26 protein-coding genes and 1 tRNA gene are annotated in these 24,560 nt (G+C 64.2%); 22 read left to right on the forward strand and 5 right to left on the reverse strand.

The window, feature by feature from the left end; genetic code table 11:
* The first annotated feature begins 4 nt into the window (after nt 1-4).
* The 18 genes from GPICK_RS03880 (at nt 5) to rplI (ending at nt 16,086) form a co-directional block, all read left to right on the forward strand.
* Nucleotides 5-1,441, forward strand: a complete 1,437-nt coding sequence (locus GPICK_RS03880; RefSeq protein WP_039740665.1) for a proton-conducting transporter transmembrane domain-containing protein — start codon at nt 5-7, stop codon at nt 1,439-1,441.
* The gene (locus GPICK_RS03885) at nt 1,438-2,955 is read left to right on the forward strand and encodes a hydrogenase large subunit (RefSeq protein ID WP_039740666.1); all 1,518 of its coding nucleotides are present in this window, start codon (nt 1,438-1,440) and stop codon (nt 2,953-2,955) included. The genes GPICK_RS03880 and GPICK_RS03885 overlap by 4 nt, the downstream gene beginning before the upstream one ends.
* A gap of 22 nt (nt 2,956-2,977) precedes the next feature.
* On the forward strand, nt 2,978-3,733 hold the full coding sequence (locus GPICK_RS03890) for an NADH-quinone oxidoreductase subunit B family protein (RefSeq protein WP_039740668.1): 756 nt from the start codon (nt 2,978-2,980) through the stop codon (nt 3,731-3,733).
* Between the two features lie 114 nt (nt 3,734-3,847).
* Nucleotides 3,848-4,921: a branched-chain amino acid aminotransferase gene (locus GPICK_RS03895; RefSeq protein ID WP_039740670.1), complete on the forward strand. Its 1,074-nt coding sequence runs from the start codon at nt 3,848-3,850 to the stop codon at nt 4,919-4,921.
* 132 nt (nt 4,922-5,053) lie between these two features.
* Complete coding sequence (locus tag GPICK_RS17540; protein ID WP_144400033.1) at nt 5,054-5,218, forward strand: hypothetical protein; 165 nt, start codon at nt 5,054-5,056, stop codon at nt 5,216-5,218.
* A gap of 101 nt (nt 5,219-5,319) precedes the next feature.
* Nucleotides 5,320-7,917 carry an ATP-dependent chaperone ClpB gene (gene clpB / locus GPICK_RS03900; protein WP_039740672.1) on the forward strand — a complete coding sequence of 866 codons (2,598 nt, stop codon included), beginning with the start codon at nt 5,320-5,322 and terminating at the stop codon, nt 7,915-7,917.
* Nucleotides 7,918-8,029: 112 nt separating this feature from the next.
* Complete coding sequence (locus GPICK_RS03905; RefSeq protein ID WP_039740674.1) at nt 8,030-8,866, forward strand: polysaccharide deacetylase family protein; 837 nt, start codon at nt 8,030-8,032, stop codon at nt 8,864-8,866.
* 194 nt (nt 8,867-9,060) lie between these two features.
* Nucleotides 9,061-9,300: a hypothetical protein gene (locus GPICK_RS03910; RefSeq protein ID WP_039740676.1), complete on the forward strand. Its 240-nt coding sequence runs from the start codon at nt 9,061-9,063 to the stop codon at nt 9,298-9,300.
* Nucleotides 9,301-9,488: 188 nt separating this feature from the next.
* Nucleotides 9,489-10,328 (forward strand): 4-(cytidine 5'-diphospho)-2-C-methyl-D-erythritol kinase, encoded by an 840-nt coding sequence (ispE, locus tag GPICK_RS03915; RefSeq protein WP_039740678.1) that lies wholly within the window; start codon nt 9,489-9,491, stop codon nt 10,326-10,328.
* Between the two features lie 25 nt (nt 10,329-10,353).
* Nucleotides 10,354-10,428 (forward strand) — tRNA-Gln (locus GPICK_RS03920).
* 67 nt (nt 10,429-10,495) lie between these two features.
* The gene (locus GPICK_RS03925) at nt 10,496-11,440 is read left to right on the forward strand and encodes a ribose-phosphate pyrophosphokinase (protein ID WP_039740679.1); all 945 of its coding nucleotides are present in this window, start codon (nt 10,496-10,498) and stop codon (nt 11,438-11,440) included.
* A gap of 50 nt (nt 11,441-11,490) precedes the next feature.
* Nucleotides 11,491-12,081, forward strand: coding sequence for a 50S ribosomal protein L25 (locus GPICK_RS03930; RefSeq protein WP_039740682.1), 591 nt, complete (start codon nt 11,491-11,493; stop codon nt 12,079-12,081).
* 21 nt (nt 12,082-12,102) lie between these two features.
* Complete coding sequence (gene pth, locus GPICK_RS03935; protein ID WP_039740685.1) at nt 12,103-12,693, forward strand: aminoacyl-tRNA hydrolase; 591 nt, start codon at nt 12,103-12,105, stop codon at nt 12,691-12,693.
* Nucleotides 12,694-12,727: 34 nt separating this feature from the next.
* Nucleotides 12,728-13,822, forward strand: coding sequence for a redox-regulated ATPase YchF (gene ychF, locus GPICK_RS03940; protein WP_039740687.1), 1,095 nt, complete (start codon nt 12,728-12,730; stop codon nt 13,820-13,822).
* A 142-nt stretch (nt 13,823-13,964) separates the two neighbouring features.
* The gene (gene rpsF / locus GPICK_RS03945; protein WP_039740689.1) at nt 13,965-14,330 is read left to right on the forward strand and encodes a 30S ribosomal protein S6; all 366 of its coding nucleotides are present in this window, start codon (nt 13,965-13,967) and stop codon (nt 14,328-14,330) included.
* Between the two features lie 22 nt (nt 14,331-14,352).
* The gene (gene rpsR, locus GPICK_RS03950; protein WP_039740691.1) at nt 14,353-14,655 is read left to right on the forward strand and encodes a 30S ribosomal protein S18; all 303 of its coding nucleotides are present in this window, start codon (nt 14,353-14,355) and stop codon (nt 14,653-14,655) included.
* 14 nt (nt 14,656-14,669) lie between these two features.
* Nucleotides 14,670-15,614 carry a YybS family protein gene (locus GPICK_RS03955; protein WP_039740694.1) on the forward strand — a complete coding sequence of 315 codons (945 nt, stop codon included), beginning with the start codon at nt 14,670-14,672 and terminating at the stop codon, nt 15,612-15,614.
* A 25-nt stretch (nt 15,615-15,639) separates the two neighbouring features.
* Nucleotides 15,640-16,086: a 50S ribosomal protein L9 gene (gene rplI, locus GPICK_RS03960; protein WP_039740697.1), complete on the forward strand. Its 447-nt coding sequence runs from the start codon at nt 15,640-15,642 to the stop codon at nt 16,084-16,086.
* A gap of 297 nt (nt 16,087-16,383) precedes the next feature.
* Here the strand turns inward: rplI and GPICK_RS03965 are convergent, their stop codons facing one another.
* The 4 genes from GPICK_RS03965 to GPICK_RS03980 all read right to left on the reverse strand — a co-directional run bounded on the left by GPICK_RS03965 (nt 16,384) and on the right by GPICK_RS03980 (nt 20,494).
* Nucleotides 16,384-17,715, reverse strand: a complete 1,332-nt coding sequence (locus tag GPICK_RS03965) for a hypothetical protein (RefSeq protein WP_039740699.1) — start codon at nt 17,713-17,715, stop codon at nt 16,384-16,386.
* Nucleotides 17,716-17,739: 24 nt separating this feature from the next.
* A complete protein-coding gene (locus tag GPICK_RS03970; RefSeq protein WP_039740701.1) occupies nt 17,740-18,894 on the reverse strand; it encodes a hypothetical protein in 1,155 nt (384 codons plus the stop codon).
* A gap of 118 nt (nt 18,895-19,012) precedes the next feature.
* Complete coding sequence (locus tag GPICK_RS03975) at nt 19,013-19,354, reverse strand: hypothetical protein (RefSeq protein ID WP_039740704.1); 342 nt, start codon at nt 19,352-19,354, stop codon at nt 19,013-19,015.
* Nucleotides 19,355-19,642: 288 nt separating this feature from the next.
* The gene (locus GPICK_RS03980) at nt 19,643-20,494 is read right to left on the reverse strand and encodes a cytochrome c (RefSeq protein WP_039740705.1); all 852 of its coding nucleotides are present in this window, start codon (nt 20,492-20,494) and stop codon (nt 19,643-19,645) included.
* 349 nt (nt 20,495-20,843) lie between these two features.
* On the opposite strand from GPICK_RS03980, the gene GPICK_RS03985 reads away from it, so the two are divergent.
* The 3 genes from GPICK_RS03985 to GPICK_RS03995 all read left to right on the forward strand — a co-directional run bounded on the left by GPICK_RS03985 (nt 20,844) and on the right by GPICK_RS03995 (nt 22,762).
* Nucleotides 20,844-21,572, forward strand: coding sequence for an AzlC family ABC transporter permease (locus GPICK_RS03985; protein ID WP_236685640.1), 729 nt, complete (start codon nt 20,844-20,846; stop codon nt 21,570-21,572).
* The gene (locus GPICK_RS03990; RefSeq protein ID WP_039740706.1) at nt 21,559-21,882 is read left to right on the forward strand and encodes an AzlD domain-containing protein; all 324 of its coding nucleotides are present in this window, start codon (nt 21,559-21,561) and stop codon (nt 21,880-21,882) included. Before GPICK_RS03985 ends, GPICK_RS03990 begins: the two co-directional genes overlap by 14 nt.
* A gap of 172 nt (nt 21,883-22,054) precedes the next feature.
* Nucleotides 22,055-22,762 carry a sensor histidine kinase gene (locus tag GPICK_RS03995; RefSeq protein ID WP_052263269.1) on the forward strand — a complete coding sequence of 236 codons (708 nt, stop codon included), beginning with the start codon at nt 22,055-22,057 and terminating at the stop codon, nt 22,760-22,762.
* 52 nt (nt 22,763-22,814) lie between these two features.
* Here the strand turns inward: GPICK_RS03995 and GPICK_RS04000 are convergent, their stop codons facing one another.
* Entirely contained in the window at nt 22,815-23,708 is an 894-nt protein-coding gene (locus GPICK_RS04000) for an RluA family pseudouridine synthase (RefSeq protein WP_039740707.1), read from the reverse strand.
* Between the two features lie 49 nt (nt 23,709-23,757).
* Here GPICK_RS04000 and GPICK_RS04005 point away from each other — a divergent pair, with 49 nt between their 5' ends.
* A complete protein-coding gene (locus tag GPICK_RS04005; RefSeq protein ID WP_236685641.1) occupies nt 23,758-24,543 on the forward strand; it encodes a DUF3108 domain-containing protein in 786 nt (261 codons plus the stop codon).
* Nucleotides 24,544-24,560 lie beyond the last annotated feature (17 nt).

Here is a 24,560-nt window from a genome sequence, read left to right on the forward strand (position 1 = left end):
CGCGATGCTGACCGCCGCCATCCTCCTGCCGCTCGTGGGCGCCCTGGCCGCCTGGATCGTCCCGGACAACCGGTTTCGCCCCCTGGTGCTGCCGGCCGTGGCCGTCCCGCATCTGGCCCTGACCGTGGCGCTCCTGGCATGGACCCCGCCGCCGTCCCCCCAGGGGTGGATCGCTCTGGACCCCCTCGGGAAGATCGTGCTCCTGACCATCAGCATCCTCTTCCTGGTCTGTGCCGTCTACGCCGTGGGGTACCTGGCCTACCGGCGGGACCGCTCCAGCCGCGTCCTCTGCATGGGGATGCTCGCCTGCCTCTCGGCCATGACCCTGGTCACCGTCTCCCAGCACCTGGGGCTCCTCTGGGTGGCGGTGGAGACCACCACCGTGACCATGGCGCCGCTCATCTACTTCAACCGTAACGCCCGTTCCATCGAGGCCACCTGGAAGTACCTCCTCATCTGCTCCGTGGGGATCGCCCTGGCGCTCCTCGGGCTCTTCTTCCTCGCCTACGCCACCCTGGTGGCCCAGCGGGACGCCACGCTGCTGCTGGGGCCGATCCTTGCCTCGGCACGGGAGCTGAACCCGGGGTGGCTCCACGCCTCGTTCATTTTCATGCTGGTGGGGTTCGGCTCCAAGATGGGGATCGCGCCGCTCCACTCCTGGAAGCCCGATGCCTACGGCGAGGCGCCGGGGCTCGTGGGGGCGCTCCTGGCGGGGGGGCTCGTGAACTGCGCCTTCCTGGCGATCCTGCGGGTCTACCAGATCAGCCTCGCCGCCGGCGGCGAGTACCTCTTCTTCCAGAAGGCGCTTCTGGTGATGGGGCTCCTCTCCATGGGGCTCGCGGCGGTCTTCATGGCGCGCCAGGCCGATTTCAAACGGATGCTCGCCTACTCCAGCGTGGAGCATGTCGGCATCCTGGCGGTCGCCCTGGGGCTCGGCAAGGGGGCTCTGTTCGGGGCGCTCTTCCACCTGCTGAACAATGGCCTCACCAAGGGGGTCCTCTTCCTCTCCTCCGGCAACATCCACCGCAGCTACAACAGCAAGAGCACCGAGGTGGTCCGCGGCGCCCTGGAGCGGCTCCCCTGGTCCGCCGGGCTCTTCCTGGCCGGCTTCATCGCCATCACCGGTTCGCCGCCGTTCTCCCCCTTTGTGAGTGAGTTCTCTATCGTGAGCAGCGCCTTCGTGGAGGGGCGCTACCTGGTGGGGGGGCTCTTCCTCCTCTTTCTCGCCATCGTCTTCATCGGCATGGCCCTCACCGTCCTCCCCCTCGTCATGGGCGAGCCCCCGGCCGATGCGGAGCGGACGGGGTACCGCGACCGGCTCCTGACCGTCGGCCCCCCCCTGGCGCTCCTGGGGCTCATCCTCATGCTCGGGGTCTGGCTGCCGGAGCCCTTCCGGCAGCTCCTGCGGGACGGGGCCGCCCTCCTGGAGGCCCGGCCATGACCGTTCCCTTCCGCACGTTCCCCAACGGCGCCGCCGTCCCCTTCGGCGAGGTGCCGCGCCTGGAGGCGACCGCATTCCTCCAGGCGATCATCGACGCCACCGACCGCGGCTGGCGCGTCTCCTCCTATTTCGGCATCCCGACGGAGAGCGGGGCCACCCTCTGCTGCGTCCTGTCGTCCGCTGCCGACGGGGTCATCGGCGTCGCAACGGCCGATGCGGTGGGCGCGTTCCCCTCCATCGCCCGCCTCGTACCCCAGGTGCAGCTCTTCGAACGGGAGATCGCCGAGCAGTGCGGCATCCCCGCCGAGGGGCATCCGTGGTTCAAACCGGTGCGATTCCACCGCTCCTTCGTCCCGGGCCGCGACGCCTGGGGACGGGCCCCCGACGACCCGATCCTCCCCGGGGTCATGGAGTTCTACCGGGTGGAAGGGGAGGAGGTCCACGAGGTGGCGGTGGGGCCGGTGCATGCGGGGATCATCGAGCCGGGGCACTTCCGGTTCCAGTGCCACGGCGAGGAGGTCTTCCACCTGGAGATATCGCTCGGCTATCAGCACCGGGGGGTCGAGCGGGGGCTCGCGGGGGGGCCCGATCCACGCACCCCCTTCCGGATGGAGACCATCGCAGGCGACACCACCATCGGCCATATGCAGGCATACTGCATGGTCATGGAGGCCCTTGCCGGCGTCCAGGTCCCGACCCGGGCCGAGGCGCTGCGAGGGATCGCTCTGGAGCTGGAGCGGCTGGCGAACCACACGGGGGATCTGGGGGCCATCGCCGGCGACGTGGGGTATCTCCCCACCTCCTCCTTCTGCGGGAGGATCCGGGGGGATTTCCTCACCATGACTGCGGTCCTCTGCGGGAGCCGGTTCGGCCGGGGGCTCCTCCGTCCCGGCGGGGTCCTCTTCGACCTGGGGGAGGCGGAGCGCGACGACCTCCTGGCCCGCCTCGCCGCCGCCCGGACCGACCTGGAGAACGCCGTGGAGCTCCTCTGGAGCACGCCGTCGGTCATGAGCCGGCTGGAGAACACCGGCACCGTCTCCGCCGACACCGCCCGGGATCTGGGGCTCGTGGGGCCCGCGGCCCGGGCCTGCGGTCTCGACCGGGACGTGCGGCGCGACCACCCCTTCGGCATCTACCGGACGGCTCCGGTCCCTCTCGTCACCGCCCACCATGGCGACGTCTGCGCCCGCACCACGGTCCGGTGGCAGGAGGCGGTAAAATCTCTCGACTTCATCCATGACCAGCTCCGGTACCTGCCGGAGGGAGGGTGCCGGGGCGAAGCGGGGAACCTGCAGGGAAACCGGGTCGCCGTGGCCCTCACCGAGGGGTGGCGGGGCGAGATCTGCCACGTGGCGATCACCGACCATGCGGGGCGGTTCCTCCGCTACAAGGTGACCGACCCCTCGTTCCATAACTGGCAGGGGCTTGCCATGGCGCTGCGGGGAGAGCAGATCTCCGACTTCCCCCTCTGCAACAAGAGCTTCAACCTGTCGTACTGCGGATTCGATCTGTAGGCGTCAGAAAGGAAAAAGGTAAGTGCTGAGAGCGATCATCGCACGGCTGAAGCAGGGGCACCGGACCATGGCCTATCCGAAGGAGCCGGTGCACCTTCCCGAACGGTTCCGGGGATATCCGGAGTTTACTCCCGGGGCGGAGCGCGCCGGCGGCGACGCCTGCGCCGCGGCCTGCCCCCACGGCGCCATCAGTTGCGACGGCGGCATCGTCCTCGATATGGGACGCTGCCTCTTCTGCCCCGAATGCACCGCCGGCGAGTTCGTCCGCTTCACCACCGACCACCGGCTGGCGGCCACGAGACGGGAGCAGCTCGTGGTCCGCCCCGGCGGTGAACGCCACCTGGCCCACCCCCTGGAGCCGGGGCTTCGCTCCCTCATCGGGCGCTCCCTCAAGTTTCGCGAGGTGAGCGCCGGCGGCTGCAACGCCTGCGAGGCCGACACCAACGTCCTCTCCACCATCGGCTGGGACCTGGGGCGCTTCGGCATCCAGTTCGTCGCCTCCCCCCGTCACGCCGACGGCCTCTGGGTCACCGGCCCGGTGACGGAGAACATGCGGGAGGCGCTGCTGATGACCTGGGAGGCGATCCCGGGGCCGAAGATCGTCGTCGCCTGCGGCGCCTGCGCCATCGGCGGCGGCCCCTTTGCCGGCTCCCCCGAGGCCCACGACGGCGTGGACGGCATCCTTCCGGTGGATCTCTATATCCCCGGCTGCCCCCCCCATCCGGCCGCGATCCTGGATGGGCTCCTGCGGCTCATCGGCAGGATCGAGGGGGAGTGACGGCGAACGACGGGGGCCGAGGGAAAAACACCTTGCCCCCCACGAGGGCGTGTGATAGACAAGAAAGAGTTTCCTATTCCGACGCACCGCGCCGTACAATGGAGGTTCCCGCAGATGGAGATCAGAATCGCGCCGCTCCCGGAGGAACGGAAAAAGCCCAAGTTTACCGATGAGTCGCAGCTCAGTTTCGGCAAGCTCTTCACCGACCGGATGCTCGTGGCCGAATGGAAGGCCGGCCAGGGCTGGGTCGATGCCCGCATCGAGCCCTACGCGCCGTTTGTCTTCGATCCTGCCTGTGCCGTATTCCACTATGCCCAGGAGATTTTCGAAGGGCTCAAGGCCTACAAGTGGGCCGACGGAACGATCGCTCTTTTCCGTCCCGAGATGAACGCCCGCCGTTTCAACCACTCCGCCGAACGGATCTGCATGCCCGAGGTGCCGGAGGAGCTCTTTCTCGGCGGCATCGAGAAGCTCGTATCCCTGGAGCGCGACTGGATTCCCGCCTCGGAGGGGACCTCGCTCTACATCCGCCCCACGATGATCGCCGTGGAGCCGGTTCTTGGCGTCAAGCCGGCCGACCACTATTACTTCTATGTCATCCTCTCGCCGGTCGGTGCCTACTACGCCGCCGGGTTCAACCCGATAAAGATCATGGTGGAGGACCACTACGTCCGTTCCGTCCCCGGCGGCACCGGCGAGGCCAAAACGGGGGGGAACTACGCCTCCTCCCTCAAGGCCGGCCTCGAAGCGAAGAAGAAGGGGTACGACCAGGTCCTCTGGCTCGATGGGATCCAGCGCCGGTACATCGAGGAAGTGGGCGCCATGAACATGCTCTTCGCCTACGGCAAGACCATCGTTACGTCCCCCCTCACCGGCACCATCCTGAACGGCGTTACCCGCGATTCGGTCCTGAAGCTGGCGGCAAGCCTCGGCTATGCCATCGAAGAGCGGCTCATCGATGTGAACGAACTGCTGGCCGACATCCGCGCCGGCAAGGTGACCGAGGCCTTCGGCAGCGGAACCGCCGCCGTCGTCAGCCCGGTCGGCACCTTCGCCTACAAGGGCGAGACCTATACGGTGGGCGACGGTGGCGTGGGACCGATTACCCGTCAGCTTTACGATACGCTGACCGGCATCCAGACCGGCCGGGTCGCGGACAGCTTCGGCTGGGTGCGGAAGATTGCCTGACCCGGTCGACGACGTGTGACACGAAAAGAGAGGGCGGCACGATGCCGCCTTTTCTTTTTGTCCCGTTTTTTGCTACCATGGCGATGTCAGCGGAGCCGGTCCGGCTCCCCATCCACCCCGGCCGGAGGTGCCATGAAACGTAACACCGAGCCCAACAAGCTCTGCAGCTCCTGCCGCCGCCACTGCAAGCAGGTGGCAACGGTCGTCATCTCCTCCTGCCCCCGCTACTACCCCGGCCCGAAGATCAAACGGCAGAACTGGACCCAGCTCGAATTCGATCTTCTGTCCACCCCCTGACTCCCCCCGTCCCCGCTCTCCCTTTTCTCGTCGTTCCCCTTCCTTGACATCGCCCCGGGGCGTGCCTATGTTTTCCTTGGACCAGGAAAGGAGAACGCCCCATGATCAGACCCGAGAAGATGACCATAAAAACCCAGGAGGCCCTCGCCTCGGCCCAGCAGCTTGCCGCGCGCCAGGGAAACGGTGCCATCGAGCCGGAACACCTGCTGGCGGCCCTGCTGGAACAGGAGGGAGGCCTGGTTGGCCCGATACTCCGGAAAGTGGGGGTTGCCCCGGAGGCGGTGCGGGAAGGTGTTGCCGCCCTTCTCAGAAAGCTTCCCCAGGTGAGCGGGGCCACCGCCCAGGCATACCTTTCGCCCGCCCTGAACCGGATTCTCGACGGGGCCCAGCGGGAAGCCGACGCCATGAAGGATGAGTTCGTCTCCACCGAACATCTGCTCCTCGGGTTCTTCGCGGAAAAACAGGGGGGGGCGAGCCGGCTTCTCCTCGATGCCGGTGTCACGCGGGATGCGGTGCTGGCGGCGCTGCAGGAGATCCGCGGCGGTGAGCGGGTGACCGACCAGAGCCCGGAGGATAAATACCAGGCCCTTGCCAAGTATGCCCGGGACCTGACCGACCTCGCCCGGCAGGGGAAGCTCGATCCGGTCATCGGCCGCGACGACGAGATCCGGCGGGTGCTGCAGGTCCTGTCGCGGCGGACGAAGAACAACCCGGTCCTCATCGGAGAACCGGGGGTGGGGAAGACCGCCATCGTGGAGGGGCTTGCCCAGCGGATCGTCTCGGGCGACGTGCCTGAAACGCTCAAGGACAAACGGCTGGCTGCCCTCGACATGGGGGCGCTCATCGCCGGCGCCAAGTACCGGGGGGAGTTCGAGGAGCGTCTCAAGGCGGTCATCAAGGAGGTGGCAAAGTCGGAAGGGAAGGTGATCCTCTTCATCGACGAGCTCCATACCCTGGTGGGGGCCGGCGCTGCCGAAGGGGCCATGGACGCCTCCAATATGCTCAAGCCGGCCCTGGCCCGGGGGGAGCTCCACTGCATCGGTGCCACCACCCTCAACGAGTACCGCAAGTACATCGAAAAGGACGCGGCGCTGGAGCGTCGGTTCCAGCAGGTCTACACCGGCGAGCCGAGCGTTGAGGACACCATCGCCATTCTGCGGGGGCTCAAGGAGAAGTACGAGAACTACCACGGCATCCGGATCAAGGACAGCGCCATCATCGCCGCCGCCACCCTCTCGGACCGCTACATCACTGACCGCTTCCTTCCCGACAAGGCGATCGACCTGATCGACGAGGCCGCCTCGCGGCTGCGGATCGAGATCGACTCCATGCCGACGGAGATCGACGAGGTGGAGCGACGGGTCATCCAGCTGGAGATCGAGAAGCAGGCCTTGCTCCGCGAGAGTCAGGACCCCCACGCCCAGGAGCGGCTGAAGAAGCTCGCCGACGAACTGGAGGAGCTGCGGGCGAAATCCGCCGCGCTCAAGGCCCACTGGCAGCGGGAGAAGGAGATCATCGGCCAGGTGGGGGGGCTCCGGCAGCGGCTCGAGGAGAAGAGGGAGGAGGCGAAGAAGGCCGAGCGGGAGGGAAATCTGGGCCGGACGGCGGAGATCCGCTACGGTGAGATCCCGGCCATCGAGAGGGAGATCGCGTCGAAGAGCGCCGAGCTGGAGGAGACCCGCAAGGAGGGGAAGATGCTCCCCGAAGAGGTGGATGGCGAGCTCGTGGCTGAGATCGTCTCCCGGTGGACCGGCATCCCGGTCTCCCGGATGATGGAAGGGGAGGCGGAGAAGCTCGTCCACATGGAGGATCGGCTCAAGAGCCGGGTGATCGGCCAGGACGAGGCGCTGGTGCTGGTGGCCAACGCCATCCGGCGGGCCCGCTCGGGGCTCTCGGACCCGAACCGCCCCATCGGTTCCTTTCTGTTCCTCGGCCCCACCGGGGTGGGGAAGACCGAGACCGCCAAGGCGCTGGCGGAGTTTCTCTTTAATGACGATCAGGCCATTGTCCGGATCGACATGAGCGAATACCAGGAGAAACACACGGTGGCCCGGCTCATCGGCGCCCCTCCCGGCTACGTCGGGTACGAGGAGGGGGGGCAGCTCACCGAGGCGGTCCGGCGTCGCCCTTACAGCATCGTCCTCTTCGACGAGATCGAGAAGGCCCACCCGGAGGTCTTCAACGTCCTGCTGCAGGTGCTCGATGACGGCCGGCTTACCGACGGCCAGGGACGGACCGTGGATTTCCGCAACACGGTCATCATCATGACGAGCAACCTCGGCTCCCAGTGGATCCAGCAGTATGGCAGCAGCGACTACGCCCGGATGAAGCAGATGGTCACCGAGACCCTGCGGGAGGGATTCAAGCCCGAATTCCTCAACCGGATCGACGAGATCGCCATCTACCACGCCTTGCCGCTGGAGCGGATCAAGGAGATCGTCGATATCCAGATCCAGGGGCTTGCGAAACGTCTCGCGGAACGTCATCTTACCCTGGAGATCACCGACAGGGCCCGGGCCTATCTGGCGCAGGAGGGATATGATCCCGCCTACGGCGCCCGCCCCCTCAAGCGGACCATCCAGCGCAAGGTCCAGGACCCGCTGGCCATCATGCTCCTCGACGGACACTTCCAGGAGGGGGATACGGTACGGGTCGATCTCTCCGTGTCGGGCGACGGTCTCGTCGTCAAGAAAAAATAGCCTCTCCCGCCGATGGGGAGATTGGAGCGGGCCGTCCGGACGGGGCCCGCTTTTTTCTTTTGTCTTGAACGCGATGGCGTTAGGATTGGAGCCCTCAGAGGAGGTTAAAGCCATGAAGCGAAAATGTGTTTTTGTTGCCGCAGTCGCCTTGCTGCTGGCGCTTAATGCCGGATGGGGCGTTGCTGCAGCCGAAAGCACCGGAGTTGAGCCCCTCCGCCAGGTTCAGGGGGAGGAATACAGCCGCCTGCGCGGGCGAATCGTGACGCAGTTCGGTGCGCGGAGGCCACAGGAGTGGGGGGAGGCGGTTCGGGGTGTCCGGACCAGGGTGAAAACCGGCGAGAAGGTTGTGGCGCTCACGTTCGATGCCTGCGGAAGCCCGCGGGGGAAGGGGTTCGATGCCGCTCTGATCGGCTTTCTGGAGCGGGAGCGGATTCCGGCCACCCTTTTCGTGAGCGGCCTTTGGATCGAGGCCAATCCCGGCCTCTTCATGCGCCTGGCGACCAACCCGCTCTTCGAGATCGCCAATCATGGCGACCGGCACCGCCCCGCATCCGTCGGGGGGAGAAAGGCCTACGGCATCGCCGGCACCCGGGATGTGGGCGAACTGGTGGACGAGATCGAGAAGAACGCGCGGCGCATCGGGGAGATTACGGGACGACGGCCGGTGTTTTATCGCTCCGGGACTGCCTATTACGACGAGGTGGCGGTGGAGGTTGCTGCCGCCCTCGGTCAACAGGTGGCGGGCTTTTCAGTCCTGGGGGATGCCGGTGCCACCTACGGTGCCGACCAGGTGCGGGCTGCGCTTCTGAAAGTCCGTCCCGGGGACGTCGCCATTTTGCATATGAACCACCCCGAGTCGGGGACTGCTGCAGGGGTGATGGCGGCTATCCCTACTCTCTGCGCCCGGGGATTCCGGTTTGTGAGGCTCTCGGATTTGCCGCTGGAGTGATGCGAGTGAAGCGTATGCCGCAAATAGGGTGACCGGTTGCCCCATTGAGGTAGCGAAAGGGGGAGGATGTCGTCGGATTTTCGATAAATATGCCGCCGCGCCGCGGCGTGCGGCTTCCGATGATTCTGGCACGCTCTCTGCTAAGGTTGATGACAGATGCGTTGCATCACACACCAAATGGGGAGGATCCCGAAATGAAAAAAGTCCTTTCGTCCGTTGTTGCTGCCCTCGTCGCCATCTCTTTCGCCGGCATCGTTTGCGCTGCTGAGCCTGCCAAGGAAGCTGCTCCCGCCGCTGCTCCGGCCGCTGGCGAAGTGAAGAAAGAAGAGAAGAAGCCGGTGAAGAAGCACAAGAAGCACAAGAAGGCCAAGAAGGCCGAGAAGAAGGAAGAAGCCAAGCCTGCCGAGGCTCCTGCTGCTCCGGCCGCGAAGTAATCAGCCTGATTCAGGCATCAGAAGCCGCATCTCCGGATGCGGCTTTTTTTGTGTCCTGTCCCGGTCCAGCGGGGAGATGCCGCCGACCGTTCTCCCTGGGGGGGCGGAATTTCTTCCTTGATTTATCGAGCGATTGGATTAAGATGTCACCCCTTTCGCATAAATCAGTCCCCGAGAGGTTTCGTGCCATGAACAGCCTTACGCTCAAGGCTCCGGCCAAGGTCAACTACCGGCTCGACGTCCTGCGCCGCCGTCCTGACGGCTACCACGATCTGCGCATGATCATGCAGCGGATCGACCTGTGTGACGAGATCACGATAACCGTGGCCGACGCGCCGGGAATCAGGGTCTCCTGTGGTCGCGAAGGGATTCCCGACGGGCCGGGCAACATCGCATGGCGCGCGGCCGATGCCCTCCTTGAGGCTGCCGGGAAAACGGCTGGACTCGATATTGCCATAACCAAGAACATCCCGGTGGCGGCGGGACTCGGCGGCGGAAGCAGCGACGGGGCGACGGTGCTCATGGGGGTGAACGAGCTTCTGGGTTTGGGCTTCTCGGATGAGCGCTTGATGGAAATCGGGGTTAAGCTTGGTGCCGATGTCCCGTTTTTCATCTTCAAAAAAACCGCACTTGCTGAAGGCATCGGCGAGGTGCTGACCCCTCTTGACGGTGTTCCGGCGGTCTGGCTTGCCGTGGTCAATCCCAATGTCCATGTCTCCACGGCCTGGGTGTACCAAAATTTGCAATTGACAAGCGGGAAGGGTGAGGCTAAAATTCCACGCTTCTTTGAAAATGTTTCCGATTTGTGTTCGGTGCTGGCCAATGATCTTGAGACGGTTACCATCCCCCGTCATCCCGTGATCGGGGAGATCAAGGGCGAGCTTCTGAAGCGCGGGGCCCAGGGGGCTCTGATGTCGGGAAGTGGCCCGACGGTGTTCGGGCTTTTTGATGACGAGCGGGGTGCCCGGAGCGCCGTTGATGCGATGCGCAAGCGGGGTTGGTTCGCGGCGGCGGTAAGAACTCTCTAGCGAGGCGGCTGCGGCACGTGTCACACTGGGTGTAGCCAAGCGGCAAGGCACCGGATTTTGATTCCGGCATCCCACGGTTCGAATCCTTGCGCCCCAGCCAATCAAGTTGACTATCCATCAGGCTCCGGTCTCCCGGAGGCAAATATACTTATTGCGGTAAGGCAGCCATGGACGACAAAATAAAAATCTTCAGCGGCAATTCCAACCCGTCATTGGCGGAAAAGATCTGTGCCAACCTTGGCCTCCCTCTCGGGAAAGCCAATGTCAAGACCTTCTCCGACGGCGAAGTCATGGTCGAGATCGGCGAGAACGTCCGCGGGCGCGACACCTATGTGGTTCAATCCACCTGTGCCCCGACCAATAACAACCTCATGGAGCTGCTCATCATGATGGACGCCCTCAAGCGTGCGTCGGCAGCCACCATTACGGCCGTTATTCCCTACTACGGCTACGCTCGCCAGGATCGCAAGGTTGCGCCCCGTACGCCGATTACCTCGAAGTTGGTTGCCGATCTGGTCACCACCGCCGGCGCCGACCGGGTTGTGACGGTTGACCTTCACGCGGGGCAGATCCAGGGCTTTTTCAATATCCCCGTCGATAACCTGTATGCCGCACCGGTGATCCTGGAAAACCTCAAGCAGCGTTTCCCTGACAACGGGATCGTCATGGTGTCCCCCGATGCCGGCGGCACCGAGCGTGCCCGCGCTTTTGCCAAGCGTCTCGGCTGCACGCTTGCGGTTATCGACAAGCGCCGCACCGGTCCCAATGTGGCAGAGGTCATGCACCTGATCGGCGACGTCAAGGATAAGACCGCAATCATCCTCGATGACATGATCGATACGGCGGGGACGCTCACACAGGCTGCCCGCGCGCTGAAGGAACACGGCGCCCGGACGATTTATGCCTGTGCCACTCACGGCGTCCTTTCGGGGCCGGCGATCGACCGGATCAACGACTCCGATATCGAGGCGGTGGTGATTACCGATACGGTTCCCCTGGGGGAGAAGGCCGAGCGGACCTCGAAGGTCAAGGTCCTTACGGTGGCGGAACTGCTGGCCGAGGCGATCCGCCGCATTCATGTGGACGAGTCGGTCAGTTCGCTTTTTGTCTAGCTGGACGGATTTGCCCGTAGTTGCAAAGATTTTTTACTGGAGGATGAACCATGGAACAGAAAACGATTAGCATAGAGGTACGTGAGAAGGCGGGCAAAGGTGTTGCCCGGAAGCTTCGTGCCCAGGGGCGCGTTCCCGGGGTCGTGTATGGCAAGGGGATTGAGCCGGTAGCCATCTCCCTTGACGAGAAGGAGATGCTGGAGGCCATTGCCGGTGAAGGTGGCTGCAACGTGCTCTTCACGCTTCAGGGTGGCGAAAGCCTCAACGGGGTTACGGCCATGGTCGCTGACGTTCAAAGACCGTCGCTGCGCCTGGGGCTGACCCATGTCGACCTGCACAAGGTTTCCCTTACCGACAAGGTTCGGGTGCATGTGCCGGTCGCTATCGTCGGGACGGCAGCCGGTGTCCGTGAAGGTGGCCTGCTCGACGTGGTCATGCATGCCCTCGATGTGGAGTGTCTGCCGACCGCCATCCCCGAGCGCATCGATGTCGACGTGACGGATCTTGCTCTCGGGCACGCCATTCACGTCGGAGAGATTGCCCTTCCGGCCGGCGTCAAGGTCCTGGACGATCCCAAGGCCTCCGTTGTCAGCATTCTCGGCAGGGCGAAGGAAGAAGCGCCGGCCTCCGCCGAAGGGTAGACCTTCGTCCGAGTTCAGACAATGGCTGCAAGACTTATTGTCGGGCTGGGGAATCCTGGCCCGAAATACCAATGGACCCGCCATAACGCGGGTTTCATGGTTTTGGACCGACTTTCGCACTCCGTGGGCGTTTCGGTCACCAAGAAGAGTTTTTCAGGTCTCTATGGGGAGGGGAGCTGGCAGGGTGAGCGGCTCCTCTTCCTCAAGCCGCAGACCTTCATGAATCTTTCCGGTCGCTCCGTTGCCGAGGCCCTCCGTTTCCACAAGCTTTCCCTCGCGGATCTTATCGTCGTTCATGATGACCTCGACATTCCCTTTGGCCGGGTCAAGCTCAAGGAAGGTGGCGGCCACGCCGGGCACAATGGCCTGCGCTCCCTGGTTCAGGAGCTTGGCGGTGCCGGCTTCATGAGGGTGCGGGTGGGGATTGGCCGGCCGGCCCACGGGGCGGTGGCCGACTACGTGCTCCAGAATTTTTCCCGCGAGGAAATGGCGGATCTTTCCCTGCTTCTCGACGGTGTAACGGGGCTGATGAAGTCTCTCCTTGAATGCGGACTTCCCAAGACCATGAGCCTTTACAACAATCGCGAGTTCCTTTCCGCGCAACAGGGCTGAACCGTCCGACTATCACGACGAAAGAAGAGTAACCATGGGATTCAATTGCGGTATTGTCGGACTTCCCAATGTGGGGAAATCAACCATCTTCAACGCGCTGACCTCGGCCGGTGCGGAATCGGCCAATTATCCCTTCTGCACCATCGATCCGAACGTGGGAATCGTGCAGGTGCCCGATGAGCGGCTCGACCGGTTGGCGGAGATTGTGCACCCCGAGCGGATTCTTCCGACAACCATCGAGTTTGTCGATATTGCCGGCCTCGTCAAGGGGGCGAGTCAGGGGGAAGGTCTCGGCAACCAGTTCCTCGGCCATATCCGGTCGGTGGATGCCATCGTTCATGTGGTTCGCTGCTTTGACGATGAGAACGTGGTTCACGTGAGCGGCAGCGTGGATCCCCTCCGCGATATCGATATCATCCAGACCGAGTTGGCGCTCGCGGACCTCGACAGCGTCGACAAGAAGTACCAGCGGGTCGAAAAGCAGGCCAAGAGCGGCGACAAGAAAATCAAGCAGGAATGCGAATTCTACGGCCGCGTCAAAACGGCCCTGGAGCAGGGGAAGCCGGTGCGTCACCTCGAGGTGAGCGACGAAGAGCGCCCCCTCCTCCGCGATCTGCACCTGCTGACCGATAAGCCGGTGCTGTACGTGGCGAACGTCGCCGAGGACGATCTTGAGGGGGCGCACCCCTTTGTGGCCAAGGTGAAGGAGCTTGCCGCCTCGGAAGGGGCGCGGGTGGTCGTCATCTGTGGCAGGATCGAGGCGGAGATTGCCGAGCTTGACGGCGACGAGAAGAAGGCATTTCTGGCCGATATGGGGTTGGCGGAGTCGGGGCTCGACCGTCTGATCCGGATGGGGTATGAGCTCCTCGGGCTTATCACCTACTTTACTGCCGGTAAGAAAGAGGTCCGCGCCTGGACCATCCCTCTTGGGACCAAGGCTCCTCAGGCTGCCGGCGTGATCCATTCCGACTTCGAGAAAGGGTTCATTCGTGCCGAGGTCATCGCCTACCGCGATTTCATCGCCGCGGGTGGCGAGGCCGGAGCCAAAGAGAAGGGGCTCATGCGTCTCGAAGGCAAGGAGTATGTCGTGCAGGACGGCGACGTCATGCACTTCCGCTTCAATGTCTAGCGCCACCCTACGTTCTGATAGTAAAATCTGTTGAGTCTGCTGAAATTTTATTGTAAAATTTCAGCTTTTCCGGGCGGCACTCAGCCGCAGCTCCTTGCTCCGGGTCGGACCGGAGCTACTAAACCGTGAGGAGGATCACACAATGGTAAGGAAGTACGAGACGATCATCATCGTCCAGCCAGACCTCGGCGACGAAGAGCTCAAAGGGTTCTCCGCCAAGGTAACGGACATCATCGCCACAATGAAAGGCGATCTCCACCGGCTGGAGGACTGGGGGGTGCGCAAGCTTGCCTACCCGCTGAAGAAGAGCCAGCGGGGCCGCTACTACTATGTCCGCTTCGACGCGGATGCAGCCCTCATCGCCGAGCTTGAGCGCCGGCTGCGCCTCGACGACAAGGTTCTGCGGTACCAGAGCGTCAAGCTCGAGAAAGAGCCCGCCGCTCCCGCCCCGAAGGCCGTTGTCGCAGAAGAGGCTCCGGCTGCTGAAGCCGTTCCCGCCAGCGAATAAGATGATCGGAGGACTACGATAGATGAGCGAAGAGAGAACTGAAAGACCCGAAAGAAGTGAACGTCCTCAGCAGAGAAGCAACGGTCCGCGCAAGCGGCGGCCGTTTCAGCGCCGGAAGGTATGCCGCTTCTGTGCGGACAAGAACATCACCATCGACTACAAGGACCCCCGGGTCCTCCGCTCGTTCATTACCGAGCGGGGCAAAATCATCCCCCGCCGGATCTCGGGCAACTGCTCGAAGCATCAGCGGGAGATCACCGAGGCGATCAAGCGGGCGCGCAACATTGCCCTGATTCCGATCGCTTCCGCCCACGTCATGGCGTAGGTGACCGTCGGTCGATGAGCAGCGACACGAAGGGCACCCTCCTTGACATCCTCAAGGGGGGTGTCGTTTCAGCCATCCTCTACGCCGCCTTCCTGAGCCTTCCGGTCTTCGGTCTTGCTGCTGCTGTTGTAACCCCGTTTCCCGTGCTCTACATTGGCCTCAAACGGGGCATGGGGACTGGAGCCGGCGTGGCGTTGCTGGCAGCGGCGCTCGTGACGCTGGTGGGAGGCCCGCTGGCGTCCGTGCTCTATGTCGTTCAGGCAGCCCTCCTGGCGCTGGTTCTGGCCTGGGGCATCACGCGGGGCTACAGCGCCAGCCGGTCAATAGCGACGGCGGTACTGGTTGTTCTTGGTGTTACTGCCGCCCTTGCGGCGCTGTATGCCGTGGCAAGCGGGATCGACCTGCACGGAAAGGTTGTTGCGGCGATTCGCGGCAGCATCGCCCAATCCCTTGCCCTCTATGAAAAGAAGGGGATCAAGGGAGATGAGCTGAAGCCGTTTCGGGAAACGCTGGAGCAGGGAGGGGAGATGCTCTCCCAGCTCTATCCGGCGCTCCTCCTGATCTGCCAGTCAATTGTGGCCGGGATCAATGTTCTGCTGCTCCGGCGTTTCGCGGGGCGTCTGCCGGAGTCGGTCCGGTTCGCCCCTTTCAGCAGTTTTCGCAACCCCGATTATCTGGTCTGGGCTGCCATTGTCGCCGGTTTTTCACTGTTGGTCGACAACAGTGTCGTGACCACCGCGGCCCTGAACATACTGACGGTTGCCGGATTCCTCTACTTCATGCAGGGGTTGGCCATCGCCAAACATTATTTCGCAACGTATTCCGTACCGGCGCTGTTCCGGTATCTTTTCTACGCCATGCTCGTCATGCAGGCGTACCTGGTCATTGCGGTCGCTCTGCTCGGATTGTTCGATCTCTGGGCGGATTTCCGCCGGCCACGGAAACCAAAAAACCTGTAACTCATCAGGCTGGGAGGAGAAAACAATGAAAGTGATTCTCAAGGAAAACCTCGACAACCTCGGTCACATCGGCGACATCGTGAAAGTGGCACCGGGATATGCCCGCAACTACCTGGTCCCGCGCGGATTTGCCATCGAGGCGACCGAGAAGAATGCCAAGGCCCTCGAGCATGCCAAGCGGCAGCTGGAGTACAAGCGCAACAAGGTTCTGGAGCAGGCAAGGGCTCTGGTAGCCAAGATTGAAGCGATCACGCTTACCATTGCCCATCAGGCCGGCGAGGAAGGCAAGCTGTTTGGTGCCGTTACCAATATGGAGCTTGCGGAACTCCTGAAGGCCCAAGGCGTTGAGGTCGAGCGGAAAAAGATCGTGCTCGCCGAACCGATCAAGCATGTTGGCGAGTTTGCCGCCAGCGTCAAGATCCACCCCGAAGTGGCCGCGACGCTCAAGGTGATCGTCACCAAAGCCGAATAAGAGACTGCACAGGCAATTAAATACGCAGACGAGAAAAGGCGGCTCCGCACGGGGCCGCCTTTTCTCGTCTGTGCAGGGTCTATTCCGTCGCAGTGGTGGATGGATTCGGACGGCAGAGCCTACTGGAACACGATCCGGAAATCCTCCCGCTCCGCCGCCAGATCCTTGAGGAGTAGAGCAGCCGCTTGGCTCCCTGGTGTGCCCATTGTAGTCGAGGTCACTCGTAACTCTCTCCCTCCCTTGCCCGCCTGAGGGGGGCTATGTCGATTTTCTTCATTTGAATCGTTGTTATTCCCTTTAGTTGAAGCCGCCAACGGCAATGTGCCTGGTTTTCGGGTTGTCATCGAGCAGGCGCCAGCCCGGGCAGCTGGTGCCGGTACAGGCCGGGCCGGTATACCGCCACAGCTGGCCGTTATTGTGCCGTTGGTAGATGTGGCTGCCCGATACGGCGATCTCCTGTGTCCTGATGTTGTTGTCGAGCAACTGCCAGCCGGGGCAGCTGGTGCCGCTGCACGGGGTGCCGGTGTAGCGCCAGATGCGCCCGTCATTGTGGAGTTGGACGAGCTGGCTCCCGCCGGCGGCGATGGCGGCGGTCCTGGGGTTGTTGTCGAGCATCTGCCAGCCGGGGCAGGAATCGCCGCTGCAGGGGGTTCCGGTATAGCGCCAAATGGCTGCTCCGTCCCGGGCGACAAACGCTGTCGAGGAATAGACCCCGATTCCCGCTGCCGCGGGGAGTCCGGCGGGGGCCGTGGCTGACGCCCAGGCAGCGACCACGAAGTCGCCGGCACAGGCGATGCCGTTGTAATCGCCGTATTTGGGGCAGCCGCCGCCGGTGCGGCAGGTCTCGCCCGGCGGGCAGCCGCCATTGCTGAAGTCGCACCGGGTTCCACTCCCCCCTCCGGCAGCGTTGCGGCACACCCCGGCCAGTTGGGGCTGGGCGCTGCAGGCCTCGGAGTCGTTGGTGCTGCGGGGCGCGCAGGGCCAGCCGGAGGCACACTGGGGATCGGGATTAGCAGTGAGGTTCCAGAGCGTCCCCGAGGTGGAGCCGAGGAAATAGTCCGTAAGATCGTTGTTCGCTCCGGTGGCGGCGCCGCGGTCATACCAGCCGACCCAGGCACTGCCCCGCGTGGTGCAGGACCACGGCATGAAGCGGCGCACGGACGCGCCGGCACTCACGTTCCTCCGGGTGGGAAACGATGCGCCGCTGTTGGTCGATTCCATGGCCACGATCCGCTCGCTGGTACCCCCGTTGTTCTCCGCGAAGGTGACGATCAGGTGGTTGGCATTGCCGGGGTCGGGCGCCACCATGGGGCTGCTCAGGGTATTGCCGTCATTGCAGCGGTCGAGTCCGGCCACAGGGCAGGCGACCCCGCCGCTCAAGGTTGCCACGGTCACCGGAAAACCGGTGGCCGGGGTCAGGCCGGTGGCGCAGGAGGAGAAGCGGTTCAACAGGACCGAGTTGCCGCTCAGGGTGACCACATACACGGAGCCATCCCGTCCCACGGAGACGCGGGGGAAGTCCCCGGCGCCGGGGATCGCCGCCCGGGCGGTCCAGGTGGTGCCGTTGTTCTGCGAACAGGTGATCGAAGCCGTGACGAAACCGCTGCCGATGCCGCTGCAACTCGCCACGGCACCGCTGGGGGTGAAGTTGCGCTACACCGCGTAGAGCATATCGCCCCCGGCCGCCGCGTTTCGGCCATCGCCGGCGATATGCTCCTGGTCCGGGAAGCAGACCCCGGCGCCGGTAGTGGGACAGGTGGCGCTGTACCCCTGCAGCGTGAAAGCGGCGCCGTTGTTGGTGGAACGGCTCACCGCATTGGTGCAGCCGGAGACGTTGAGCTGCGCCGGTGTGCCGGTGGGAATGGCGATGACCCCCAGATAGTAGTTGCTGCTGGCGCCTCGGGCCAGAGACGGGTCATTCAGGCCGAAGACGCCGGTCGTACCCGCGGCAAAGCTCGTGCCGCGGTTGGTCGAAAACGAGAGGCCGCTGTTGCTCGCGATGACTACCGTGGAGGCATCGGCGCTGGCGGCGATTTCCAGTTCCCCCACGCCGGTCTGGACCTGCACGGGCGCGCCGACCGCCGCCGCGACCGCCGAGGCCGCGGCAGCGCCCGGTTCCGGTGCCGAGCTCTCCGGCTTTTTGAACAGCAACTGACGTTTCTTTTCCGTGCTCTGCAGCGACTCAAGGGCCTTCCGGATTTCGGCGGGCTCCCCTCTCCGGGCGAAGCGGACGCTTCGGGTGATCTCCTTCGCGCCCTTCATCAGGTCCTGCGGCGCTTCTTGGAGGACGGAGCTGTCGAAGATCACCACCTTGTCGCCCTGGGCGATTGCCGTGACCGTACGCTGGACCGTCACCTCGGGGGCCGATGCCTCTTCCTCGTCCTCTCCCGGTGCGCCACGCCGGGGCAATTTCTCGGTGAACGTCACCTCAACGGCGGGCCAGCCGCCGACTTCGACGAACTCCGCCGGTACGTCCCGGGACTCGGCAATGGATTCGAGCCGCTTCAGCGCGTCCCCATGGTCGCTGCGGGCCTCGGTGATGAGAAGCCGCGCCACCGGATATTCGGTAATCCCTTCAATCTTCTTTTCAACAGCCTTGAGTGGAGCCGTTCCCATGACCACGAGCTCCTGTGCATTGGAGTACTGCACCGCCGACAGCTTCCACGGGGACGCGAAGCGAATCTCGGCCCCGTGCGCGACGGTGAGCACGTTTGCCTTTTCGGCCTGTTGCGCCAGGCTCACAGCCACACCACAGAATGCGGAGAGTGCAATCGTTGCGACGGTAAGAACATATTTGGTGAGATTCATGACAACCTCCTGTAAGCGCGGCGGGTGGCGTGTCGCCCGTTATCAGCCGTGGTGGATGCAGACCGCTCCCGGCGGGGTCCACGCCTCGTGGCAGGAGACGGTGTTGCTCCGGATCCTGTCACAGGCCGTACTTCTTAAGGACCTCCGTCAGCTCGGCCACGAGCCTCAGGGCATCCTCGCGGTCGAGGAGCTCGGCGAGCCTGCGGAAGTGGGCCGGCTCCCGGATTCCCGGTACCAGTTGCTTTCCGCTCCGGGCAACGATGACTTCTTCGAGGATGTCACGGAAATGGGCCGGCTCGATCCAGTCGGCCTTCAGCTTGAGCTTCAGGGCCTCGTGCCAGATGAGGAAAAGAGAGTAGCTCCCCGCTGCCGTCTTGCCGACCCCCTTGCCTGCCAGCTCCTTCAGGAGGGGGGTGAACTCCCGTTCGAAGACCGTTCCCTGGAGGTTTCTGTCCCCCACCCTTGCGGGGCACGGCCGGCCCATCCGCGAGCCTGCTGGCAGTCGAAGGATCTTTTGGATTATTTGTGCCAAGAAGTATAGCGTCGGAACTTTTGGACGCAAGTGGCTAAGTTAAATAATTTCGATATGTTATAGTGGGCAGGACGGCGTGCCGCGATGGGAGGGGGGTGCCGCAGATGAGTGCCGGGCGCGGCGGATGGCGCCGGCAACTTTACGTCTTTTCGGGAAAAAACAAAGGGGCCCGCACGATTGTGCGGACCCCTTTGTCTGATGGTGCATCAGGACGGCTTACTTCTTCTTCTTGCCTTCCTTCTTCGGCTCGGCCTTGGAGGGGGCGTTCCAGCGGTTCAGGTCGTGGGCGATGTTATGGCACTCGCCGCATTTCGGGAACTTGGCCATCATGGAGGCCGGGTGCGGCACGCCGTGGCAGCTCTGGCAGGCCGGGACCATCTTGTGCTTCTCCTGGTGGCAGTAAACGCAGGCAAGCGCCTTGTGCTTGGCCTGGCTGGCGGCCAGGAGATCGAAGGCCTTCTTGTGGCAGGCTCCGCAATCCTTGTTGGGGACTTCCTTGCCGTAGACGACGTTCTTCGGCTGGTGGGCCTTGTGGCACTTCTTGCAGTCGGCCGCGGTCTGCTCGGAGGAGTGCGGCTTGTGGCACTGGGTGCACTGCGGAATCTTGCCGTGAACGTTGTGGCAGGTGGAGCAGAAGAGCTTGGAGTGCTTGCTCGGGAACTGCTTGAGCTGTGCCATCTGCTGGGTGTGGCAGGTCAGGCACGGATCGGAGATGTTCCCGGAAAGGGTGATGTTCAGCGGGGTGTGCGGATTCTTGTGGCAGCCGAGGCAGCCGGTCAGCTCATAGTGCTTCTTGCCGGTGTGGCACTGGCTACACTGGGGGATGTTGTTCTTTGATGACGGACGGTGGCTGGCGTGGCAATCGAAGCAGGTGATCTTCTTGTGGCCTGAACCGGCGCTGGCGATATCAGCGGGTTCCTGCTTGTGACATTTGACACAGTCGCTTACGGCGAGTGTCGGCGTGGCCTGGTCGGCGGCATTCGCCGGCGTTCCTGTACCGAGGCAGAGTGCAGCCGCCAGGGTCAGGCCCGCCATGGCGAGGAGCCTGATACGTTTTACAGCGTTCATCGTTCCTCCTCTGTGCATGGGGCACATGTGATGTAATTGCTCCGTCCCGGGATCGGTGGGGAGCGTGTCTCGCTCTGGTCGTGGCGCGAGAGTGCAATTCAGCCCGCACTCCGGGCAAAAAACGGGGTGATTATGCCATTTCTGCCGGCACCAGTCAATTAGAAAAAGGTAATACGTCTACAGAAAAAAGATAATAAAATCGGGGGGTCAGAGCGGTTTTGCCGATTGTAGAAATGAAGGCGCGTTAAGATCGCCCGCCGCGGCTCCGTGGCGCACGGCACGGTGGTCGGGGGGATTGACGAAGCATGGCGGATGACCCATAATGCTGCAACCTTCGAAAGGATGCCCCGTGACGACACCTGCAGCGCCGAATCCCCGCCCCGTTCTCATGGATGGGCTCCGTACCGCCTGGCCCATCTGCCTCGGCTATTTTCCCATCGGCCTCGCCTTCGGGGTCCTTGCCCAGAAGGCGGGGCTCAGTGCCTGGGAAATCGGCCTGATGGCGTCGATGGTCTTCGCCGGCGGTTCCCAGTTCATAGCCGTGGCGATGCTGCAGGCGGGTGCTCCGGCAGTTCCCATCATCGCCACGACCTTCATGGTGAATCTCCGGCACTTTCTGATGAGCTCGTCGCTTTCGGTGCATCTGCGGGGGAGCAGCGGGCGATTTCTTGCGCTCTTCGCCTACGGCGTCACCGACGAGAGCTTTGCGGTGAACATGGGGCGGTTCCGCGACGGCGGGTGGGACCGCTGGCGGGCCCTGGTGGTCAACCATGCGGCGAACCTCGTCTGGATCGTCTGCTGCGTCGCGGGGACCTGGGCCGGCCGGTTCATCCCGGCCGGGGCGTTCGGGATCGACTACGCCCTCACGGCCATGTTCATCTGCCTCCTCGTCTTCCAGCTCCGGAGCCGGCTCTTCACGCTCACGGCCGTCCTGGCGGGGCTTCTTTCCACCGCCCTTTACGTGACCCTCCCCGGGACGGTGAACGTGGTGGCCGCCGCCATCGCCGCCGCCACGGCCGGCTTCTGGCTGCGCCGGCGCGGCCGGAGCGGCGGAAGGAGACCCGATGCCGACTCGTGATTACCTCCTGCTCCTTGCCGGTATGGCTGCGGTGACCTATCTGCCGCGCTGGCTCCCCCTCGCCCTCCTGGCCGGGCGGCGACTGCCGCCGTGGCTGACCGAATGGCTCGAGCTCGTCCCCGCAGCAATCCTCGGCGCCCTGCTGGCTCCCGCCATCCTGGCCACGGGCGAACCGCGGCGGATCGACCTCCTTCGTCCCGAATTCATCGCCGCCTTCCCCGCCTTTTTCGTAGCGATCAAGAGCCGTTCCCTCGCCGGGACGGTCGTGACGGGGATGCTCTCCTTCTGGCTCGCCAAGACGTGGTTTTGACCGGCGGGCGTCTCCGCCCTCCCAACGGTTACGGCAAACTCATTTACTTTTGGCCATGCTTTCGGGTACCATTTGCGGACAATAAACCTCTTTCGCCGTTACGCCTGAGATCCGCCGCCTCCCTCGGGCGGCCCGGGCATTTCGAAGCGTGCCCCGCGACACCGGACAGCGTATGACCACCACCGATCCCGAAGAAGCCCGTCTCACCGCCGAGCGCGATGCCGCCGTTGCAGACCTCGCCGCCTTCAGCAGCGCGATCTCCCACGATCTGCGCGGTCCGCTGCGAACCATCTCCGTGGCGGTGCAGATCCTGGCGAGTGAGCATGCGGCAGGGTTCGACGACGAAGCCCGGACGCTTCTCTCGATCGTGGAGAACAACGCGGGACGGATGGGGGGGCTGATCGATGACATCGTCGCCTTTTCCCGCGTCAGCCGCCAGCGGCTCCAGAAGCTCCGCATCGACATGAACGAGATGGCCGAAGCGGTCATCGCGGGGATCACCTCCCCGACGGAAGGGCGTCGAGTTTCGTTCGCGGTCGATCCCCTCCCTCCCGCCGCGGGGGACCCGGAACTCGTCCGCCAGCTCCTCGCACAGCTCATCTCCAATGCGGTCAAGTTCACCAGGCCCCGGGACGAGGCGGTCATTCAGGTGGGGGTACATGGTGACGGTACCTACTTCGTGCGGGACAACGGCGTCGGCTTCGACATGGCCCACACCGGCCAGCTCTTCGGCCTCTTCCACCGGCTCCACCACAAGGATGAGTTCGAGGGAAACGGCGTCGGTCTGGCGCTCGTGAAGCGCATCGCGGAGAAGCACGGCGGCCGCGTCTGGGCCGAGGGGGTGCCGGGGGAAGGGGCGACGTTTTACTTCACCCTCTGAGGGGAGGAGCCCCGCCGTCGGCCACCGTTGGCCCGACAGCCGTGGCCGCGGGCTATGCCGGCGGCAGCTCCGGGAGGTGGCGGAGGAGTGGCGCGAACGCGTCGCCGGCAATCCCGCGCACGGCCGCGACGAACCCTGGCGGGAGCGGGGCGTGGATGACGAGTTCCCGGCCGGTCTCCGGGTTGCGCAGGGCGACCCGGAAGGCGTGGAGGAGATGGCCCGGGTAGCCCGTCAGGGGAGAGCCGCCATAGCGCCGGTCCCCCCGTACCGGGTGGCCGATGAGGGAGAGATGCTTGCGGATCTGGTGCGTCCGCCCGGTGACCGGGTAGAGGGCGACGACCGCCTCTGCGTCGGCCTGGAAGAGGAGCCGGTGGCGCGTCACCGATTCCTTGCCGTCCAGCGGGGCGTCGATCTCTCCGTCCGGTGGCATCGTTCCTTCCGCAACGGCGAGGTAGAGCTTGCCGAGCCCTTCCTCCTTCACGAACCGGCCGAACATCCCGGCGCTCGTGGCGCTCTTGGCAAGAATCGTGGCGCCGGAGGTGCCGCGGTCCAGGCGGTTCACCGGCCGAAGCTTCACCGGCGTTTCCCGCTCCGCCATGAACCGCTCCGCCAGATCCACCAGGTTGTCGTCCCCCGTCTCGGCGGTACGGTGCACCGGAAGCCCCGCCGGCTTGTTGACGATGACGATCCGGTCGTCTTCATGGAGGATGTCGAGGAGCGGCGGCTCTGTGGCGAGAAACTGTCCGGTCCGTCCGCTCTCCTTGAGGGCGACGGTGTCGTCGATGGCGAGGAGCAGGTCAGGGGTGGCCGGAACGCCGTTCACCGCAAGATGCCCCGACTTGAGGAGCTTCCTGAGGTAGGGGAGGGGGGCCGCCGGGAGAAGGTTGCGGAGGAAGCTCGCTACCGGGCGGCAGTGATCGGTTTCGGTGATGGTAAAGGTCAGCATGGGGGGAGTATAAACGCCCCGGCCGTGGAGTGCAAGGGGAGGGAACGCTTTGGCTGCCGCACGCTTTCGCAATTGCCGGACATCTGCACGGGGAGGCCGTGCTTGGGGGTATCTGCGGCTGCTGGCCGTCGTTGTACTCGTTGCATCCCTCGCCATCCCTGCCTTCGCCGCCCCGCGCGTGCCGGAGAAGCTCATCTACGAGCTTTCCTGGACCGGGATCAACGTCGGCACGGCGACCCAGGAGATCAGCGACGAGGGGAGCGCGCGGCGGATCGTTTCTACCGCCCGTTCCAATAACTGGCTTTCCGCCTTCTTCCCGGTCGAGGACCGGATCGAGAGCAGCTACGACCCTGAGCAGGGGGCGTTCCCCGGCCTCGTGCGGCATTACCGTCTCCGGACCCGCGAGGGGAGCAGGCGACACGACCGGGAGATCCTCTTCGAGCACGGAAACGGGGTGGCCCGCTACCGGGACAACCTCGGGACCGAGCGGGTCGATATCCCGATCCCTCCCGACACTATCGACATTTACGGAAGCTTCTACGCCATCCGGTTCCTGCCGCTGGAGGTGGGAAAGTCGCACTACGTGAACATCCTCGACAGCAAGCGGCTGCGGCGAATCGAGGTGCGGGTCCTGCGCCGGGAGCGGATCAAGACGGTCCTCGGTGAGGTGGATACCATCGTCGTCCAGCCCCTCGTCGCCTCCGAGGGGGTGTTCGAGGGGAAGGGGACCGTCCATATCTGGCTCACCGATGACGCGCGCCGGATCCCGGTCCGGGCCCGGACCAAGGTGACGGTGGGGAGCGTCACGGCGACGCTCGTGGGGGGGACGTTCTGAGCGGCTCGCCCTGGGCG

It is taken from the genome of Geobacter pickeringii (assembly GCF_000817955.1).
Taxonomy (GTDB): domain Bacteria; phylum Desulfobacterota; class Desulfuromonadia; order Geobacterales; family Geobacteraceae; genus Geobacter; species Geobacter pickeringii.

Bases quoted from the DNA above. Each gene is read 5' to 3' on its own strand.
- GPICK_RS17540 (WP_144400033.1), top strand. From the start codon at position 5,054: ATGAAACGTAACACCGAGCCCAACAAGCTCTGCAGCTCCTGCCGCCGC.
- GPICK_RS03880 (WP_039740665.1), top strand. From the start codon at position 5: ATGCTGACCGCCGCCATCCTCCTGCCGCTCGTGGGCGCCCTGGCCGCC.
- GPICK_RS03910 (WP_039740676.1), top strand. From the start codon at position 9,061: ATGAAAAAAGTCCTTTCGTCCGTTGTTGCTGCCCTCGTCGCCATCTCT.
- GPICK_RS03895 (WP_039740670.1), top strand. From the start codon at position 3,848: ATGGAGATCAGAATCGCGCCGCTCCCGGAGGAACGGAAAAAGCCCAAG.
- clpB (WP_039740672.1), top strand. From the start codon at position 5,320: ATGATCAGACCCGAGAAGATGACCATAAAAACCCAGGAGGCCCTCGCC.
- GPICK_RS03885 (WP_039740666.1), top strand. From the start codon at position 1,438: ATGACCGTTCCCTTCCGCACGTTCCCCAACGGCGCCGCCGTCCCCTTC.
- GPICK_RS03930 (WP_039740682.1), top strand. From the start codon at position 11,491: ATGGAACAGAAAACGATTAGCATAGAGGTACGTGAGAAGGCGGGCAAA.
- ispE (WP_039740678.1), top strand. From the start codon at position 9,489: ATGAACAGCCTTACGCTCAAGGCTCCGGCCAAGGTCAACTACCGGCTC.
- GPICK_RS04000 (WP_039740707.1), bottom strand. From the start codon at position 23,708: ATGCTGACCTTTACCATCACCGAAACCGATCACTGCCGCCCGGTAGCG.
- GPICK_RS03955 (WP_039740694.1), top strand. From the start codon at position 14,670: ATGAGCAGCGACACGAAGGGCACCCTCCTTGACATCCTCAAGGGGGGT.
- GPICK_RS03925 (WP_039740679.1), top strand. From the start codon at position 10,496: ATGGACGACAAAATAAAAATCTTCAGCGGCAATTCCAACCCGTCATTG.
- GPICK_RS03970 (WP_039740701.1), bottom strand. From the start codon at position 18,894: ATGAATCTCACCAAATATGTTCTTACCGTCGCAACGATTGCACTCTCC.
- GPICK_RS03990 (WP_039740706.1), top strand. From the start codon at position 21,559: ATGCCGACTCGTGATTACCTCCTGCTCCTTGCCGGTATGGCTGCGGTG.
- GPICK_RS03905 (WP_039740674.1), top strand. From the start codon at position 8,030: ATGAAGCGAAAATGTGTTTTTGTTGCCGCAGTCGCCTTGCTGCTGGCG.
- GPICK_RS03995 (WP_052263269.1), top strand. From the start codon at position 22,055: ATGACCACCACCGATCCCGAAGAAGCCCGTCTCACCGCCGAGCGCGAT.
- ychF (WP_039740687.1), top strand. From the start codon at position 12,728: ATGGGATTCAATTGCGGTATTGTCGGACTTCCCAATGTGGGGAAATCA.
- rpsR (WP_039740691.1), top strand. From the start codon at position 14,353: ATGAGCGAAGAGAGAACTGAAAGACCCGAAAGAAGTGAACGTCCTCAG.
- rplI (WP_039740697.1), top strand. From the start codon at position 15,640: ATGAAAGTGATTCTCAAGGAAAACCTCGACAACCTCGGTCACATCGGC.
- pth (WP_039740685.1), top strand. From the start codon at position 12,103: ATGGCTGCAAGACTTATTGTCGGGCTGGGGAATCCTGGCCCGAAATAC.
- GPICK_RS03980 (WP_039740705.1), bottom strand. From the start codon at position 20,494: ATGAACGCTGTAAAACGTATCAGGCTCCTCGCCATGGCGGGCCTGACC.
- rpsF (WP_039740689.1), top strand. From the start codon at position 13,965: ATGGTAAGGAAGTACGAGACGATCATCATCGTCCAGCCAGACCTCGGC.